Origin of the sequence: Sphingobium sp. (assembly GCF_048594625.1) — a bacterium.
Classification (GTDB): Bacteria; Pseudomonadota; Alphaproteobacteria; order Sphingomonadales; family Sphingomonadaceae; genus Sphingobium.
In genome coordinates this window covers 59,117-74,966 of sequence record NZ_JBMDWL010000034.1, presented here as the reverse complement: position 1 = coordinate 74,966, position 15,850 = coordinate 59,117, and the positions used below count along the sequence as shown (strand labels likewise).

The window sequence follows — 15,850 nt, the reverse complement described above, 5'->3', positions numbered from 1 at the left end:
TGCCTGACCCGTCCGCAACAGGGCCGACTTAGCCCCGCCAGTGTCAGGCCGCAGCGCTGGCCCGGCTCATGGACTTTCCGCGACGCTTGCGGGAAGACACCATCAGGGGCAGCGCCCGCGTCAGGAATTTGCGCAGGGCCTTTGGCTCCGATGTGGCATGGAGCGGCACCTGACCGCGCGCCGCAATCAGCGCATCGGCAAAGCCCTGCGCATCGCGCGCTTCCTGCACCAGACCACGCTGTCGGAAGGCGGATGTGATTTCGGACTGGTGATCGTCATAATGTTCGGCCAGTTCGAACAGCCTGGGCACGACGATCACGCGGCATCCATGTTGCAGGGCGGTGATCAACGATCCCGTACCGCCATGACACACGACGATGTCCGCCCGATCCAGCATCCCATGCATGTCGTCGAAGGACAGGGTTTCGACCACCTCCTCCAACCCATCGGGCATCCGGGCGCCCTTGCCGATCTGCGCCACTACCCGTTCGGGGATAAGGCCGTCACGCTTGGCCTGCGCCACCATGGCAATCATCCGGTCGAACGGCAATGTGGCGCCGACGGTCACGAACATCATCGCCTCTTTGGGCGCGCGCGGCTTGTCGATGATCCGCAGCGGATCAAAGACCCTGGTCTTGCGAAATGCCTGCGCCAGAGCGGGCGACTGAGCGATGCGACAATGCGCGATCGGGGCCGCGATGCGGGCGAAGGCAGATGGATGGTCGAAGCGGGCGAAGGAATCGATCATGACGATGCGCGCGCCGGTCAGCCTGCCGAACAGGGTCGCGAAATAGACCGATCCCGCGCCGGTGGTGATGACCACATCCGGTCGTTCCTTCATGATGATCCTGAAGGACCGCCAGCAACTCAGCACCCCCAGCCATGCCATCCGGATCGGCCGCCCCAGCCGCGCCTGACCCAGCGCCACATGAGGAACATAATAGGTGCGCGCCCTGCCGCCGATGCTTTGGCCCAGCGCGGTATCTTCCGTCACGAAGAAGTGATCATGGCACGACCAGACCGATTCCAGGTCCAGCAGTTGCCGGACATGGCCGCCCCCTGACCCTGCTAGGCAAATACGCATAAATCCCCCGCGCCATTTCGCCAGCCGCCCCCCATCAGGCAACTCTTTCATCCTGTACGTCGATTTGTGCGATGCAGCAAGCGGCGACGACCATAATGCAGACGGTGATATTGGCGATTCACTTGGTCGGCATGGTCGCCGACTGGCATTGTCGGCAGCGGGACTTGTCATGCTTTGGACATTTTACTTTTTGCTAAGTCCTGTCGACTAGGAAGGGAGGGCACAACAGGAAGTCGATGTTCATGGCCCAGTTACAGCATGCCCATGCCGCCTATATGCCGGGCAACGCAGTCGCAGCATTTTCTGATCCCGTCGATCAGGCTGCCGGGGTGCTGGCGCCGATCTTGCCGGAATGGACATTATATGGCGACGCCATGTCCATCGCGGACGACGGCATTCGCCAACTATCGCGGATGACCGGCATGGGCGCGATTGCCGCAACCGGGTTCGCCATGGTTGCGATACTCTTTAAACTGATCTGATCGCCCTTCCTGCAAAAGAGGGGAAGATCATCGCAAACTGTCAGGACCGGCATTGCCGTTCAGAATGCGTTGCGGTGCACCAAAACCTTGAACGTCTGCAATATGATCATCAATTCTCCGACCAGCGACCAGTCTTTCAGATATTCGAGGTCGGCCGTCAGCCTGTTTTCCAGATCTTCTTCCCGGTCGGTCGCGCCACGAAAACCGCGAATCTGGGCCAGGCCGGTCATACCCGGCTTCAACGCATGGCGCCGCCAATAATCATGGCTGACTTCCCAGAATAACTTGCTGGCCGCCTTCGATCCCAGAGCATGGGGACGCGGGCCGACGATCGACATGTCGCCCATCAGCACGTTGAACAGTTGCGGCAATTCGTCGATGCTGGTCCTGCGGATGAAACGCCCCACGCGGGTAATCCGGTCGTCCGAACGACTGGCCGATATGGTGCCGTCGCTATCGGCCTGCTCCACCCGCATGCTGCGAAATTTCGCAATTTTGAACAGTCGGTTGCCCAGGCCGATACGGTCCTGAAGGAACAATATCGGTCCCCTGCTGTCCAGCTTGATGGCGATCGCGACGCATATCAGCAGTGGAGCGAGGAAAAGGACCGCAGGAATGGTCAATGCCAGATCGAACATGCGCTTCTGCATGCGGCTCGACACGCTAAGCGGGCCTTTGGACACGATGTGCGTGTCGTGGCTCAGGCATTCGCCCAGCCCGATGGCGCCCGATTTGCGGCCGTCCGTCAGCATGATTTCGCCCTGCACCGCCGCCCCCTGCAATATGATCGTCCAGGCATGACGCCGTTCGGGCGGACAGGCGATAACGACGCGATCGAAACTGCGCATCCATCGCCCCAGCCGGTTGAGCATCTGCGGATCATGCAGATTGGGCTGCAGATTATGCATGGCGGCGTCGGCGATATTGGTGATCGCATGATCGCCCAATATCACGCCGTCGGTAATGATCAGATCGTCGGTCAACTGACCGCCGGTGCGTCGCTTTGCATAGCGGCTGAACGGCCGACGCAGCGCCGCCAGCAAAGCGGCGCTGATCGCGATGGCAAGGCCAAAGGAGAAGCGGGAAATGGAATCGCTGATCTGCGCGAAATATAATACGCACTGTATGGCCAGCATCGCGAGAAGGAGGTTGAGCGCAGCCTGCGCCGCGGCAGGAAAAGGCCGTTCGAGGGAACGGCGCGAATAGGCATTGCCGTTTATCGCGACACCGACATAGATCGGGATGACCATCGCCATCAGGTTGATTTTGTCGAGCGCCATCCACTGTTTTCCGAACAGGGTGGACACCGTCAGGAAAACGCTGCCGATAATGGTGCAGTCCAGCAGCATGAGCTTGAGATAGAGCCGCAGACGAACATCGCGCTTGGCTTCCGGCAAAGGAACCGTGATTTCGGTATCAGCCTTGGAAAACCGGTTCAGAAGATACACTAAATCACCTTTGAAGCTACGCTGGCTGCGACCCCGGTGGCTTGCCTGGCTTTTCAGTCGCCTCTCCTGTTTTTTTCGATAAGGCTCATAATTCACGGTAAAAGCAATATTAATATTATTGCTTTTGCATTAATGTGATGAAATTTCGTGATTTTCTTCGATCAGCACGGGAATTTCCGGTCTCGTTTACCGTGATCCGCAGGGCGAAAATCGCCGCATCGCACAAATATCGTGCAGCGCAGCAGCGATTCGAATCGCGAGACGGGCTTTTAGCGGCACATGGGAAGACCGCTATCCCGACCGCTATCGCCCCTGTCAGCCGCGCCTGCGCCGGGGGAACGATGGCCGGATGACCCGGCCCATGGTCGATCGCAGCCGCACCGTCATGAAGATCGCCACCGGCCAGAACAGCGTCAGCATGATGTCCGATGCGGTATCGGGCATCCATGCGTTCCAGTAATGATAATCCATCACCTCGTTCGCGCCTTCGGCCAGAACGACCGCGATCAGGGGGAACGGGTGGCCGAGGGCGCGGCCGGACAGCAGGCTGGCGATCAGCATGACGGCCAGTCCCGCATGAATATGCAGCATGGAATCGGTCATGCCCGACGATCGAAAGATCCAGGTCGCCATGTCGTGATAATAGGCTGACATCAGCAGGCACCGTGACGATGGATGAAGGCGGGTCGCGGGACGATTGGTCGCCCCGCATCATTCCGGCCGACCGCCCCGGCTGTCATCGGGCGACAGGCGTTACGGCGATATGCCCGGCGCGCCATATTCATTGCGCGGTTGCAATGCAGGTCCGGTAAATGGCGGCGAGCTGAGGCAGGATCACCTTGTCGCTATATCCCTGCGCTATACGGTCGCGGGCCGCATCGCCCATGTCACGCCGAAGCGCGCCATCGTCGAGCAACCTGCCCAGCGCTGTCGCCAGCCCCTCCCGATCGCCAGCCGCCACCAGCAAACCGTTGCGGCCATTCTCTATCAATTCGGGAAGGCCGCCCGCATGGCTGGTCACGACCGGCAAACCTTCGGCCATGGCTTCCAGTACGCTCATCGGCAGCCCTTCATTATAGGATGGCAACGTATAGATGTCGGCCTGATCCAGCAGCGCCGCCTTGCCCGCGCCGTCCACCCATCCCGCCAGCGTCACCGCATCGCCAAGGCCCAGCGAATCGACCATCGCCCGCGCGCGCGCGACGTCGCCATTGCCGCCGATCACCAGCCGGGCGTCCGGATGCCGGCGATGCACCTGTGCAAAGGCGGGGATGAGGTCGAACACGCCCTTGCGATCCCCGACCAGCCCCAGGAACAGGATGGTCTTTCCCGTGCGATCGGCGGCGGGCCGTGTCGGCAGCGGAACATAGTTGGGCAATATCACGACCTTTGCGGCCGGAGCGATCTCCCCGATGAAAGCGCGCCAGCTTTCCGACAGCACGAGCACGCAGGTCGCCTTTTCCAGATGACGCCGGATCATGGCTTGCAGGAAAGAGGGTTGCGACCGGTAGAAGGGCTTCATCTCCGAACCGTGCAGATGCAGGATCACCGGTATCCGGAACAGCCGCGCCAGCGACGCGAACAGCCCCTTGCGCCAGAAACTGCCGCGCATGGCGGCATGGCAATGGACCAGCGAAACCCGCCGCGTCGCCAGCGTCGCGACATAACGCATCATCGCCCTGACCAATATGATCTGGCGATGGACGATGCCGCCGTCCGCATAGGACGCGATCAGCTGGATATTCTCCTGAGCGACGAAACCGTCCCGCCGATAGGCCTCCACCACGCTGCGCATCCCGCCGCGTGCAGCGCACCAAATTGTGACATTGATCGGCTCGTTCTTGCGCATTGCATCCTAACCGGGCAAAGGATCGTTGTGCATCGCACAACGATAGTCATGGTCGCTTGCGGGGGCGAGGGCAAGTCTGTTTACTTTTCCGATTACTTGATGACATCTTGAATGCGCCGTTTGTACGGCATCTGGAAGGGGGCGTCCGTCTATATGATGCATCATTGCCGATCGGGCGGGACGTAAGCCGCCATGGGTATTTCGCACCGCATGATGAAGGGCAGCGTCTGGCTGGCGGGCGCGCGGATCGTCGTCAACATTCTGGCCTCGCTCAGCCTTTTCATCATGGCATGGAGCCTGACGCCCGCCGATTTCGGCCTCGTGGCGCTGGGCACCACATTCATGCTGATCGTGACGTCGGTGACCGAATTGTCGCTCAATCAGGCGCTGGTCCGACATGACAATCCCGACGACGACCGACTGAACGCCGCTTTTTCGCTCAACGCGCTGCGCGGCCTGATGATCTGGCTGCTTTTCATTCTGTGCGCCTATCCGATCGCGCTTTTCTACGACGATATGCGCCTTGTCAGCGTCATGATCGCGCTGGGTTTCAGCGTCTTCATCGGCAGCCTGGGCAATCCGCGCCGGGTGATATTGCAGCGCGATCTGGTCTTCCATCAGGAATTTCTGATCCTGGTGGCCCAGAAAATGGCCGGTTTCATCGTCGGCGTCGGCATGGCGACCCTGTTCCGGACATATTGGGCGCTGGTGTTCAGCATGCTGGTTTCGCAATCGACCATCGTCATCCTGTCCTACGCCCTCATGCCATACCGGCCGCGCCTGTCCTTCCGGCATATGCGCGAACTGCTGTCCTTTTCGCTATGGCTGTCGGCCAGTCAGATCGTGAATACGCTGAACTGGCGCTTTGACTTTCTGCTGGTGGGCAAGATGCTGGGCGCGGTCCCGCTCGGCCATTATTCGGTGGGCGGCAATCTGGCGATGATGCCGACGCGAGAGGCCACGATCCCGCTGACCCAAACGATTTTCCCCGGCTTTTCCGCGATCAAGGATGATCGTCCCCGGCTGGTATCCGCCTATCAAAGGGTGCAGGCGCTGGTATCGGCCATCGCCCTGCCTGCAGGTATCGGCACCGCATTGATCGCGGACCCGCTGGTGCGCGTCATGCTGGGTGAAAAATGGCTGCCCGTCGTGTTCATCGTACAGGCGCTGTCCTGCGTCTATGGATTGCAGACGCTGGGTTCCATCGTCCAGCCGCTGGGCATGGCGATGGATCGAACCCGCACCCTGTTCATGCGCGATCTCCAGATGCTGCTGCTGCGCGTGCCGTTGCTGGCGGCGGCGGCCTATGCCTATGGGCTGACGGGTCTGGTGATCGCCCGGGTCGTCACCGGCCTGTTGAGCGCCTTCGTCAACATGGTGCTGGTACGGCGTTTCATCGACCTGCCCGTCCGGCACCAGATCGGCGCTAATATGCGATCCCTGATCGGCGTGCTGGTCATGAGCGGGTGCCTGCTCGCGCTCCAGTACGCCTGGCCGGTCAGCGAAGGCAAGGTCGCGCTGATCATCTACATCATCGTCAACATGATGGTTGGCGGGCTGGTTTATGGTGGAACGATGTTCGGCCTGTGGGCACTGGCCAGCCGTCCCGGCGGGCCGGAATGGGAAATATTGCAGATGTTGAACAAGGTGCTGGCAGGGCGCGGCGTCAAAGCCTCCGTGCCGGTCGGCTGACGCAGTTGAGGAGTTGAAATGCCCGGCGAAACCAATCTGGAACTGATCGCACGGCTGCAAGGCCAGATTCACGACTGCATCGGCCGCTATATCGGCGACGCACCGATCGCTGTGGTGGACTTCCCCGACATCCGCAATTGCGGCGATTCGGCGATCTGGGTCGGCGAAATGGCCTATCTGCGTGATCGCTTCGGCAAGCGGCCCGATTTTGCCGCACGCTATCACGACTATTCGCCCGAACGTCTGAAGCGCGCCGCGCCCGAAGGCCCGATCTTCATTCACGGCGGTGGAAATTTCGGTGATGTCTGGCCGGGCCATCAGGATTTTCGCGAATCGGTGCTGGACAGTTTCCCCGACCGTCAGGTCATCCAGTTTCCCCAGTCGATCAAATATCATTCGGATGCCAGGGCGGATCAGACGGCCCGTGCCATCGAACGGCATAAGGGCTTCATCCTGCTGGTGCGCGATCAGGAATCGCTTGAATTTGCGCAGGCCCGTTTTCAGTGCGAAACCTATCTCTGCCCCGATATGGCATTCTGTATCGGGCCGCTGGCCCGCAGGTCGCCCATCGACACGCCGGTTCTGGCGATGTTGCGTGCCGACGCGGAAAAGGCCGGGGAGCAGGATCTGAGCGCCTATCCCGCGCTTCCGGTGGAAGACTGGATTACCGAAGACGCATCGCAGGTGAAGCGTGCCAAGATTTTGGGCGCCCTGTCGGCATATGCGGCCTTCAGTCCGGGCGATGCCCTGTTCCGAAAGCTCGACGCCGCAGCCAATACGCGGCTCGACCGCGGCGTCAGGCAGATTTCGCGCGCGCAGGCGATCGTGACCGACCGGCTGCATGTGCACATCATATCGTTGCTGCTGGGCATTCCCCATGCGGTGCTGGACAATAGTTATGGAAAGATCAGGCGGTTCATGAACGCCTTCTCCGGCACCACCGATCTTGCCTATCGTCCATCATCCTTCGACGATGCGATGGCGTGGGCGACCGACGTCGCCCGGCCTCGTCAGGCCGCCTGACCTTGGGTCATGGCAGGTTCCACGCAGGGCGCGGATCGGCGACCCTGCGCACGATCAGGCTGTCGACCTTGACCGTGAAGGCACCTGCCATCGCCTTGGCGAAATAGATTTCCAGGGTGAAGACCATCTGGTTGCCCCCTGCGGCGGGGATGCGCATCGGTTTGCTGGTGATCCAATAGGCGCCGCGCCCCGGCGCCGCCTTCGTGAATTCGCTGCTGCTTTCATTATGGGCGAAGCCGGGTGCCACCACCGTCGTCCCATTGTTGCGGATCGTCATGGCCGATCGGATGACGGATGCCGACGCCGCATCCGGCGTCGTCACACGCGCATAGATTTGCACCCAGTCTCCTTCCGTCAGCGTCGATGTGAGCGGCACCTGCGCAGGCGTCGTGACGAGCGTGAACTGGTGATAGGGGGTGGACATATTATCGTTGATCGGTGTGATCGTCATGGACAGTCGTTTGAAATCACCGGCATCCTCGATAGCGGCGATGGCCGTGGAACTGCCGCGCGTGGCGGCCAGCGAAAAGCCGGTGGGAACGGCCCCGCTTACCCCCGCGCCCTTGCCCCCGTTCGCGCCTCCGGTCATCAGCGCCGTGACTTCAGGCAACAGATTGGCGGTCCGTGCATCCTGATTGAACTGTGAACCGGCGGAGATAGCGCCGGTCAGGATCGGCCGCAGATGATCGCGCCAGATGACCCATGCGCCTACGACATTGGGATGCACGCCGGATGTCCCTTCCTGAAAATATTCGGGGCGGACATCGTCGGGGTCGTCCGGCGACACCAGAGCCGCATAGGGGTCCATGACACCCGCCACACCCATGCGTCCGGACTGCGCCCTGATCCAGACATTCACATCACGCAACACCTGATGGCGCGGATTGCCATTCGCCCAGTCGCCGCGCGGATACAGGGTGGACAGGATCACCCACACGCCCCGCGACGTGAACTGGTCGATCAGCCGGTCCAGCTTCCCCGTGACATAAGCGGCGCTTGCGCCCCCTGTCGCGGTGGATGCGCCCGGTTCACCATTATTGTCGCCCGACGAGATGCTGTTCGTCCCGGCATTCAGCCACACGATCTGCGGCTGACGCGACAGTGCATAGCGGGAACGATTGAGCATCCCGTCCGCGAAATTGGGCGATTTCCAGTCCAGATGATCGCCACCGATCCCCTGATTCGCGCCATTGATGCGAAACTGATTGGCGACGGGCTGGTTCGCATCATACCACCAGTCGAAATTGAAACGCGGGTCGGCTGCCCATGCGGTTTCCAACAGGCCGGATGGACGATTACCGAAATGCGGGCCGGCGCTCGCCATGCCCCATGTATTGAACTGGCTGAAACTGTCGCCAAAGGCCATCAGACGCGCCCCGGCGGGCAATGGCAGGCTGGGCAAGGCGATGACCGCTTCGGGCCGTTGCGGCAAGGCGCTGCCGCCTCCGTTCGCCGATCGCGTCAGGAACCGTGACGGCCGTGCATCCGCCGGTGCCCCCCATGACAATGCCAATATCAGCAATGGCGCGAAGAAGGATGCGATCTTCATATCAGGGCACTCGCGACAGGGTGACATTGCAGGCGGTGGTCCCGGCGACGGTCGCCCGGACAACCGCCTGCGCGCCCAGCGCCACGCCGGTGCCGCCGCTACTGTCGGATGCCGTCCTGCTGACGATCGGCTGGAACGTCACGCCGTCGGGGCCGCGCACTTCCAGCGCGACCGTGCCATAGGCAGAGCAGCTTTGCGCAAAGATATAGTCGCCGCCATAGAGCATGGTTGCCGCCGCCGGGTTATTGGCCGTCACCAGCGCGAATTTTTCCTGCAATCCCGCAACCGGCAAGGGATGCGACGGATCGACCGCCACGAATGGGCCATCGATGGAGCCATAGCCGATCGCCTGACCTGACGCGCTGCCGGACGGCAGGGTGACGACCTGCGCCGACGCCTGATGTGGCAGCGCAAAGGCGAAAGCAGCGGCCGCCATCGCCATGCCCAAAGCGGGCATTTGCATGGGAATGGCGGTGAACATCGTACGAAACAGGCACATGACAAACCTCCTTCAGATCTAATGTTCCCTTTGTGTTCCAATCCCGGATCTGTAGGACAGCGAAATCTTCCGATGACTGCGGCGCTTCCGTCGGCGTTGATCGACACGCCATCGCCTACAGGGAAGGCCTTATCTCACAGCTTGCATTCGGTGAAAGTGCAGGGCATGAATTTTTCGTTGCGCTGCAACATGTCGGGGGACGAACAGCCATGGCGAAGACTTTATCGGACAATCCTGTCCTCGACATCGTCATCCTCACATGCAGACCGCCACGCAATGATTTCCGACGACATCTTGCCGTCGAACTCAGCGCGCTGGGACACAGGGTTCATTATATTTTCCTGAAACGTCGGCCGGACTGGACCGACATGGCATCGGGCCGGATCGAGAATATGTCTTTGCCCGGCTTATTCGCGCGTTTTCGCCGACATGTGCGCACGCATCCGCATGCCGTCATTCTCAATTCCACCAATCTTGCTTTCCCGGTCATCACGCCGCTGCTGCGATTGACCGGTGGCGGCTTCTGGTGTTTCGACATGCATGACGACCTGCTCTACGCCAGTCGCGGATGGCGGCGGCGGCGGGGTGCGATCGGCCAGGCTCTGATGCTGTCGCAATCCGACATGATCGTGCATGCCGCCGATACGCTGAAGCGGCTTTTCCCCCGGTCCATCCATCTGGGCAACGGATCGCACCTGACCCCGCTTCCCAAGCGACGCGTCAGTCCGAACGATATTCTGATCCTTGCCAGCATCGATCATCGGTTCGACTTCGATTTCGTGCATGCAGCGGCCGCCGCCTGCCCGGATCGGCGCTTCCATGTGCATGGCTGGGTGTCTCAGGGGGATGCCGCGATACAGGCGCAGCTGGACCGCCTGATCGCCGGCAATCCCAATATCTCCTATCATGGTCCCTATTCCGACGACGATCTGCCCGGCCTGCTGTCGGATTATATCGTCGCCTTCGCGCCCTACCGCACACATTGCGTCACGACGGAATTTATCGACCCGCTGCGTTTCTATCATTGCCTCGCATCGAATGTCGCTCTGGTCAGCACCCCCATTCCGCAGGCATTGGCGCTGGGCGAACAGATCGAACTGGTCGATACCCCGGACGGCCTTGCCGCCGCGCTGGACCGGGCGCTTTCCCATCCGGTGCGCCCTGCGACCAGCTGGGCCGATGTCGCGCGCCGTTTCGAAACGATCCTGTCGCAACGAACCGTTTAGATGTTTAGTCCCGGCATGTGATGACGCGGCTTGACGATAAAGATGTCTGGTTTCGATCTCCAGATTTGCTCGATGGCCTCATATGGGGATTTGAATCTGAAGGCCTTGATTTGCTTGGCAAAGATGTGCCGGAACATCAGCCCAGAGCCGCGCTCGAACTGGACGAACTGCACGCCATTATCAGTCAGCACGATGTGGATTTCATCGGGCGCCGTTCGGATCAGCGACTTGAGGAAGCCGGCAGCCGCCATCTTGGTGGCCCTGTGATAAATGCGGGCGACGACCAGCTTTGATGTGCAGTCCGCAACGACATGGAGAAAAGCCTTGCCGCTCTCGTGGCGCAGGTCGGCGATAACGATGTGGAAACAGCCGATCTCGTGGCTTTTGAACTTCTTGGGCTCCTCCTGGCCTGCCTTGGGCAGGCGGCCGATCCCCTGCCGCCGCAGGCAACGGTGCAAAGAATAGCGGGTCAGATGCGGGGTCACATCCTTCGACGCAATGTAGGCGTCGTCCAGCGGAAGCCGTGCTCGCACGCGCAATGCCACAATGGCAGCGTCCTCCATTGGCGATAGGACGGTGCTACGACGTTCCCTTGGCCCATCGGCAGGGCTTCGACCGACCGCCGCTTGCGCCACTTCAAGACGGTCTTTTTGGTTGATCCCGTATCGTTTCGCGAGGTGCGTGACCCAAGCTTGCGATCGCTGTAGCTCGCCTTGAATGGCGTGCGTGGTCTTGGCGCTGCCGTGGAGAACCTGACCCAATAACGCCCTCTGCTATGATGAAGCTAAATCGACACCGTCATATGCTGGGACTAAACAGCCAGGCGAAGATCTTCGGAATTTTAGCAGAGTCACATATTCGGCTGTTGATCGCTATATTCCCAGGGGTGAAAATCTGCTGCATTCAATGATGATCTAGCAGTTTCCCCACCTCCGCCTTGAAACTGGGGTAGAGGACATCGTTGGCGTGGCCGCTGATATGATCGCCATCGAAGAAGATGGGGCGCCCGTCGACGAGCGCGGAACATGTCTTGCCGGGGCACAGTATGGGGAAAGGATCCCATATGCGCAATCCGGGCACCCGGGCGGTCAGGGTCTGCATCGCCTGATAAACCGGCTGCCGCATGTCTGTCAGTTCCGATCGGGGCATCGTCTCTCCGCCTTCGCAAATGGGGTTGCTGCGATTGAACCAGTCGGAGCAGCGAAAGGGCGGGCTGCGGAACAGGGGCTTGGGCGCTTCGAGAATCAATCTGGCGCCGGTGCCGCGGGCGAGTGTCATCAGACTATGTTCCGCCTCCATGGTTCCGGCGGCCAGTTTGTCCCGGTCACCCCCGGACCAGTCATGCGCGGGTAATCGGTCGAATTCCTCGGTCAGCCTGTACAGACGCAGACCCGCCAGAAACAGCACATCGCCCTGACGCAGATTATGCTTCAGGTCCGCTTCTATGGCATCGACAAAGGGTTGGCACGGGCTGGCTTCCTCCATCGGCCGGATCAGTTTCAGATAACCGCAATTGGGGCGCGAATATTGGCGAACTTCCACGCCCAGATCGGCGGCGAGCTGACGATATATCGGTGCATAGGCCACATTATGCGAATCGCCGACCGCGAACAGGCGGCCCCGATATTCGGCCCTGCATCCCTGCGGGCGCCAGATGAGCAGATGTCCGCCGCCCATCGGCTGCGTCGCCTGCTGTAGCGGGCAGTGATCGAAGGCAGGGTCGGGTTTACGCGCGCTTTCGGAATACCATGCGCGGTGGTCGCGTGTCGTGCTGAGGCTGAGCCTGTCATGATGGCGGAACAGGATGATGCCCGCAAAGGCCGATGCGCCGATGATGGCGACCGATCCGGTAACGACGGCCAGCTTGGGCAAGGCTGCGACGCCTTTATGATGGCGTAGCGGGCGTTCGACCAGCCGATAGGACAGGATCGCGAACAGCGCGACGAGCAGCAGGGCGGCGAGGCAGGTTGCGATGCTGTCCAGCCCCACGGTCCAGCGGAACAGCACGAAAATCGGCCAGTGCCACAGGTAAAGGGAATAGGAGATCAGGCCGATCGTCACCGGAATGCGCGCGCCCAGCAGGGTCGCCATGCGTGAATCCGGAAGGGCGCATATGATCACGATCGTGCCGACCGCCGCCAGCACGGGCAGCAGGGCAAGAGGAAAGGGGAAAAATGTGGTTTCGGGGATGACGAGGGATATGGCCAGCAGAGCCAGCGTAACGATGGTCAATGCCCCTTTGCGCCGATGATCCATGCCCGCAACCGGCGTCTTCCAGCCGGCCATGGTCAGGTTGAGCAACATGCCCACGCCCAATTCCCAGAAACGGGCCGGTATCAGATAAAAGGCGTAGCGATGTTCATAGGCCGCCAGCGCAGCGCATGCCGCCAGCGATGCGGCCGACAGAAAGGCCAGCATCCATTCCACCTGACGCCGCGACAGTCGTTTTCGGCTCGCCGTCTGATGCCAGAACATCAGAAACGGGAAGATGAAGTAGAATTGTTCCTCCACACCCAGCGACCAGCTGTGCGTGAACGGATTGAACTGTGATCGCGGTGAGAAATATGTGTCGGCATTCAGAGCCAGCGCTATGTTGCTCGCCCCGAAAAACGCATATTTGGCGACTTTCTGGAACGTGTCGCTGAGCCAGGCGGACGGGATGAACAATTGGGTCGCCAATATCGTGACGAGCAGCATGACGACCAGCGCCGGCATGATCCGCAAAAGGCGGCGCGCATAGAAGTGAAGAAGAAAGGACCCTAAAGACGGGAAATGACGGCCGTTCAGCGACTGCGTGACGACGAAGCCCGATATGACGAAGAAAATATCCACGCCGACAAAGCCGCCGGGCAGGATCGCCTCATTAAGATGATAGGCGATGACGGAAAGCACGGCGATGGCACGCAGGCCGTCTATGCCCGCTATATAGCCCGACCGGTTTTGCCCATTATCTGAATTCCCCACATGCCGACCCTAATCGCTATTCCGCATGGAGGCAATGATTCTGTGGCGGTGCAGCAAAAATGTAGCGGCCGACCGGAATGGCTTTGAATCCGAAAGATAAAGCTGATGATTTCGTCCATAATTATTTGTCATTCGGCGACGGGTGGTTGCCATGATTTGGCAAAGCACATATGGAAATGATGCAACGCACAATTCTGGCGAAGGTATCTGACGCGGCATGACGACCTTGCTGACCTTCATCATTCCCGTCCGGCATCAGGATAATGCCAGGGACTGGAACAAATTATGCGACAATCTGCGCCAGACCATGGCGTCGATCAGCGGTCAGCAACATGCCGGTTGGCGCGCGGTCGTCGTCGCCAATGAAGGGGCGCAATTGCCGCCCATGCCCGATGGTTTCAGCGTGGAGCATGTGAATTTCCCGCCCAATGACCTGCACGAAATAACCGCCGCCAACAAACAATCCGTCTATGACGCGTTTCGGTTCGACAAGGGGCGGCGCGTCCTGCGCGGCATGCTCAGCGCGCGCGATACGAAATTCTTCATGATCGTCGACGACGATGATTTCGTTTCCGCGCATCTGACCGGCTATGTCGCGCGTCATTGCGACATGAACGGGTGGAAGGTCGAGAAGGGCTTTGTGTGGGGCGATGGCGGGCGGCTGCTCTACAAACATAATGATTTCGCCAATTTCTGTGGCACGTCCCTGCTGGTCCGCGCGGATCTCTATGATCTGCCCGACCGGTTCGAGGATGCCGACGAAGATTATATCAAGACCATGCTGGGCAGCCATGTGCAGATCGGGCGCATATTGGCGCAGCGCGGCACGCCATTGGCGCCCCTGCCCTTTCGCGGCGCCGTTTACAGGATTGGCCATCGCGGCGCGCACAGCAAATCGCCGGGGCTGGCCGGCATGTATTTCTTCAACTGGGGCAGCGTGCGGCAGCCCCATCGGATATTGATCAATCTGAAACGGCTTCGTTATCTGGACAGGCGCCGCAGGGCCGAATTTTTCGGAGCCTAGGGCGGGGCATTTGGGGGGACAATTGGAACGATATGGCGGGCCTTTGCCTGACTGCCGATGTGCGGCGCTTGCGGCGCGCGCGAACCCGGTCGTGGTCATGATACAGTCGGAGCACCAGCGGTGAAGCTGTATTTCTTCCGCGGACATCGTCCCAATTTCGGCGACGAACTCAACTGCTGGCTGCTGCCGAAGGTTTTCCCCGACTTCTTCGATGAAGATCCGTCGGACCTGTTCCTGGGCATAGGGTCGATCATTTTCGACAGCCATCCCAGGGAAAGCCGGAAAATCGTGTTCGGTTCGGGCTATGGCGGCTATACGGCTGTGCCTGCATTCGACGATCGCTGGACATTCTATTCGGTGCGCGGCCCCCGGACGGCGAAGGCATGCGGCCTGTCGCCCGACATGGTTGCGGCGGACGCCGCCGTGCTCATCCATCGCTATCGCAATCCCGCGCCGGTCAAGACGATCAGGCGATCCTTCATGCCGCATTGGGAAAGCGTCGGGCGTGGCCATTGGGAACTGGCCTGTCGGCTGGCGGGCATTCATTTCCTCGACCCGTCGGCCCCGGTCGAACAGGTCATCGCCGAAATGGAAGCCAGCGACGTGGTCATCACCGAAGCCATGCACGGGGCCATCGTGTCCGATGCGCTGCGCGTTCCATGGGTGCCGATCACGCCCTTCCATGCGGCGCATCGTTTCAAATGGCACGACTGGGCCGAAGCGCTGGACATGACGTTGCAGGACAATCGTCTGGCGCCGTCGTCCGCGCTGGAGGCTGCCGTTGCGCGCGATGCGGATTATCGGGGGCGGTGGCATCAGCCGTCCGGCATCGACCGGATCGTCGGCAGAGTGGTCGATGTCGCACATGTGGTCCGCGCCGCTGCGACGCTGCGCAAGGCGGCGGCTATCGCTCCGACGTTGAGCAGTGACGAAGCGATCACCCGCGCGGTCGAGCGGCTGGAGGCGGATGCACGCAGAATCCGCCAGGACTTCGGACGATAGCAGGCGTC

Annotated in this window: 13 protein-coding genes and 1 pseudogene; 6 read left to right on the top strand and 8 right to left on the bottom strand. The window is 60.6% G+C overall.

Going from position 1 to position 15,850, the window contains the following annotated elements; all coding sequences use genetic code 11:
• Window positions 1–43: 43 nt before the first annotated feature.
• A complete protein-coding gene (welK, locus tag ACOJSJ_RS04850; RefSeq protein WP_420143859.1) occupies window positions 44–1,084 on the bottom strand; it encodes a beta-1,4-glucuronosyltransferase WelK in 1,041 nt (346 codons plus the stop codon).
• Window positions 1,085–1,326: 242 nt separating this feature from the next.
• Between welK and ACOJSJ_RS04845 the strand changes: the two genes are divergently transcribed.
• Entirely contained in the window at window positions 1,327–1,566 is a 240-nt protein-coding gene (locus tag ACOJSJ_RS04845; RefSeq protein ID WP_420143858.1) for a hypothetical protein, read from the top strand.
• 59 nt (window positions 1,567–1,625) lie between these two features.
• On the opposite strand, the gene ACOJSJ_RS04840 is transcribed toward ACOJSJ_RS04845, so the two are convergent.
• From ACOJSJ_RS04840 to ACOJSJ_RS04830, 3 genes are all read right to left on the bottom strand, one after another.
• Window positions 1,626–3,014: a sugar transferase gene (locus tag ACOJSJ_RS04840; RefSeq protein ID WP_420143857.1), complete on the bottom strand. Its 1,389-nt coding sequence runs from the start codon at window positions 3,012–3,014 to the stop codon at window positions 1,626–1,628.
• A gap of 315 nt (window positions 3,015–3,329) precedes the next feature.
• Complete coding sequence (locus tag ACOJSJ_RS04835) at window positions 3,330–3,605, bottom strand: hypothetical protein (protein ID WP_420143856.1); 276 nt, start codon at window positions 3,603–3,605, stop codon at window positions 3,330–3,332.
• Between the two features lie 190 nt (window positions 3,606–3,795).
• Complete coding sequence (locus ACOJSJ_RS04830) at window positions 3,796–4,863, bottom strand: glycosyltransferase family 4 protein (protein ID WP_420143855.1); 1,068 nt, start codon at window positions 4,861–4,863, stop codon at window positions 3,796–3,798.
• Window positions 4,864–5,055: 192 nt separating this feature from the next.
• Here ACOJSJ_RS04830 and ACOJSJ_RS04825 point away from each other — a divergent pair, with 192 nt between their 5' ends.
• Both ACOJSJ_RS04825 and ACOJSJ_RS04820 read left to right on the top strand, forming a co-directional pair.
• Window positions 5,056–6,555 carry a lipopolysaccharide biosynthesis protein gene (locus tag ACOJSJ_RS04825; RefSeq protein ID WP_420143854.1) on the top strand — a complete coding sequence of 500 codons (1,500 nt, stop codon included), beginning with the start codon at window positions 5,056–5,058 and terminating at the stop codon, window positions 6,553–6,555.
• Window positions 6,556–6,573: 18 nt separating this feature from the next.
• Window positions 6,574–7,578: a polysaccharide pyruvyl transferase family protein gene (locus ACOJSJ_RS04820; protein ID WP_420143853.1), complete on the top strand. Its 1,005-nt coding sequence runs from the start codon at window positions 6,574–6,576 to the stop codon at window positions 7,576–7,578.
• A 7-nt stretch (window positions 7,579–7,585) separates the two neighbouring features.
• Here the strand turns inward: ACOJSJ_RS04820 and ACOJSJ_RS04815 are convergent, their stop codons facing one another.
• Window positions 7,586–9,127: an SGNH/GDSL hydrolase family protein gene (locus ACOJSJ_RS04815; protein ID WP_420143852.1), complete on the bottom strand. Its 1,542-nt coding sequence runs from the start codon at window positions 9,125–9,127 to the stop codon at window positions 7,586–7,588.
• Window position 9,128: 1 nt separating this feature from the next.
• On the bottom strand, window positions 9,129–9,626 hold the full coding sequence (locus tag ACOJSJ_RS04810; protein ID WP_420143851.1) for a hypothetical protein: 498 nt from the start codon (window positions 9,624–9,626) through the stop codon (window positions 9,129–9,131).
• A 209-nt stretch (window positions 9,627–9,835) separates the two neighbouring features.
• Here ACOJSJ_RS04810 and ACOJSJ_RS04805 point away from each other — a divergent pair, with 209 nt between their 5' ends.
• Window positions 9,836–10,852 (top strand): hypothetical protein, encoded by a 1,017-nt coding sequence (locus ACOJSJ_RS04805; RefSeq protein ID WP_420143850.1) that lies wholly within the window; start codon window positions 9,836–9,838, stop codon window positions 10,850–10,852.
• Here ACOJSJ_RS04805 and ACOJSJ_RS04800 read toward each other — a convergent pair.
• Together ACOJSJ_RS04800 and ACOJSJ_RS04795 are read right to left on the bottom strand one after the other, a co-directional pair.
• A pseudogene (locus ACOJSJ_RS04800) lies at window positions 10,849–11,613 on the bottom strand (IS481 family transposase). The gene ACOJSJ_RS04805 and the pseudogene ACOJSJ_RS04800 sit on opposite strands and share 4 nt — an antisense overlap.
• Window positions 11,614–11,755: 142 nt before the next feature.
• Window positions 11,756–13,816 (bottom strand): acyltransferase family protein, encoded by a 2,061-nt coding sequence (locus ACOJSJ_RS04795; RefSeq protein WP_420143849.1) that lies wholly within the window; start codon window positions 13,814–13,816, stop codon window positions 11,756–11,758.
• 217 nt (window positions 13,817–14,033) lie between these two features.
• Here ACOJSJ_RS04795 and ACOJSJ_RS04790 point away from each other — a divergent pair, with 217 nt between their 5' ends.
• Together ACOJSJ_RS04790 and ACOJSJ_RS04785 are read left to right on the top strand one after the other, a co-directional pair.
• The gene (locus ACOJSJ_RS04790) at window positions 14,034–14,840 is read left to right on the top strand and encodes a hypothetical protein (RefSeq protein WP_420143848.1); all 807 of its coding nucleotides are present in this window, start codon (window positions 14,034–14,036) and stop codon (window positions 14,838–14,840) included.
• A gap of 120 nt (window positions 14,841–14,960) precedes the next feature.
• Window positions 14,961–15,842, top strand: coding sequence for a polysaccharide pyruvyl transferase family protein (locus ACOJSJ_RS04785; protein WP_420143847.1), 882 nt, complete (start codon window positions 14,961–14,963; stop codon window positions 15,840–15,842).
• Window positions 15,843–15,850 lie beyond the last annotated feature (8 nt).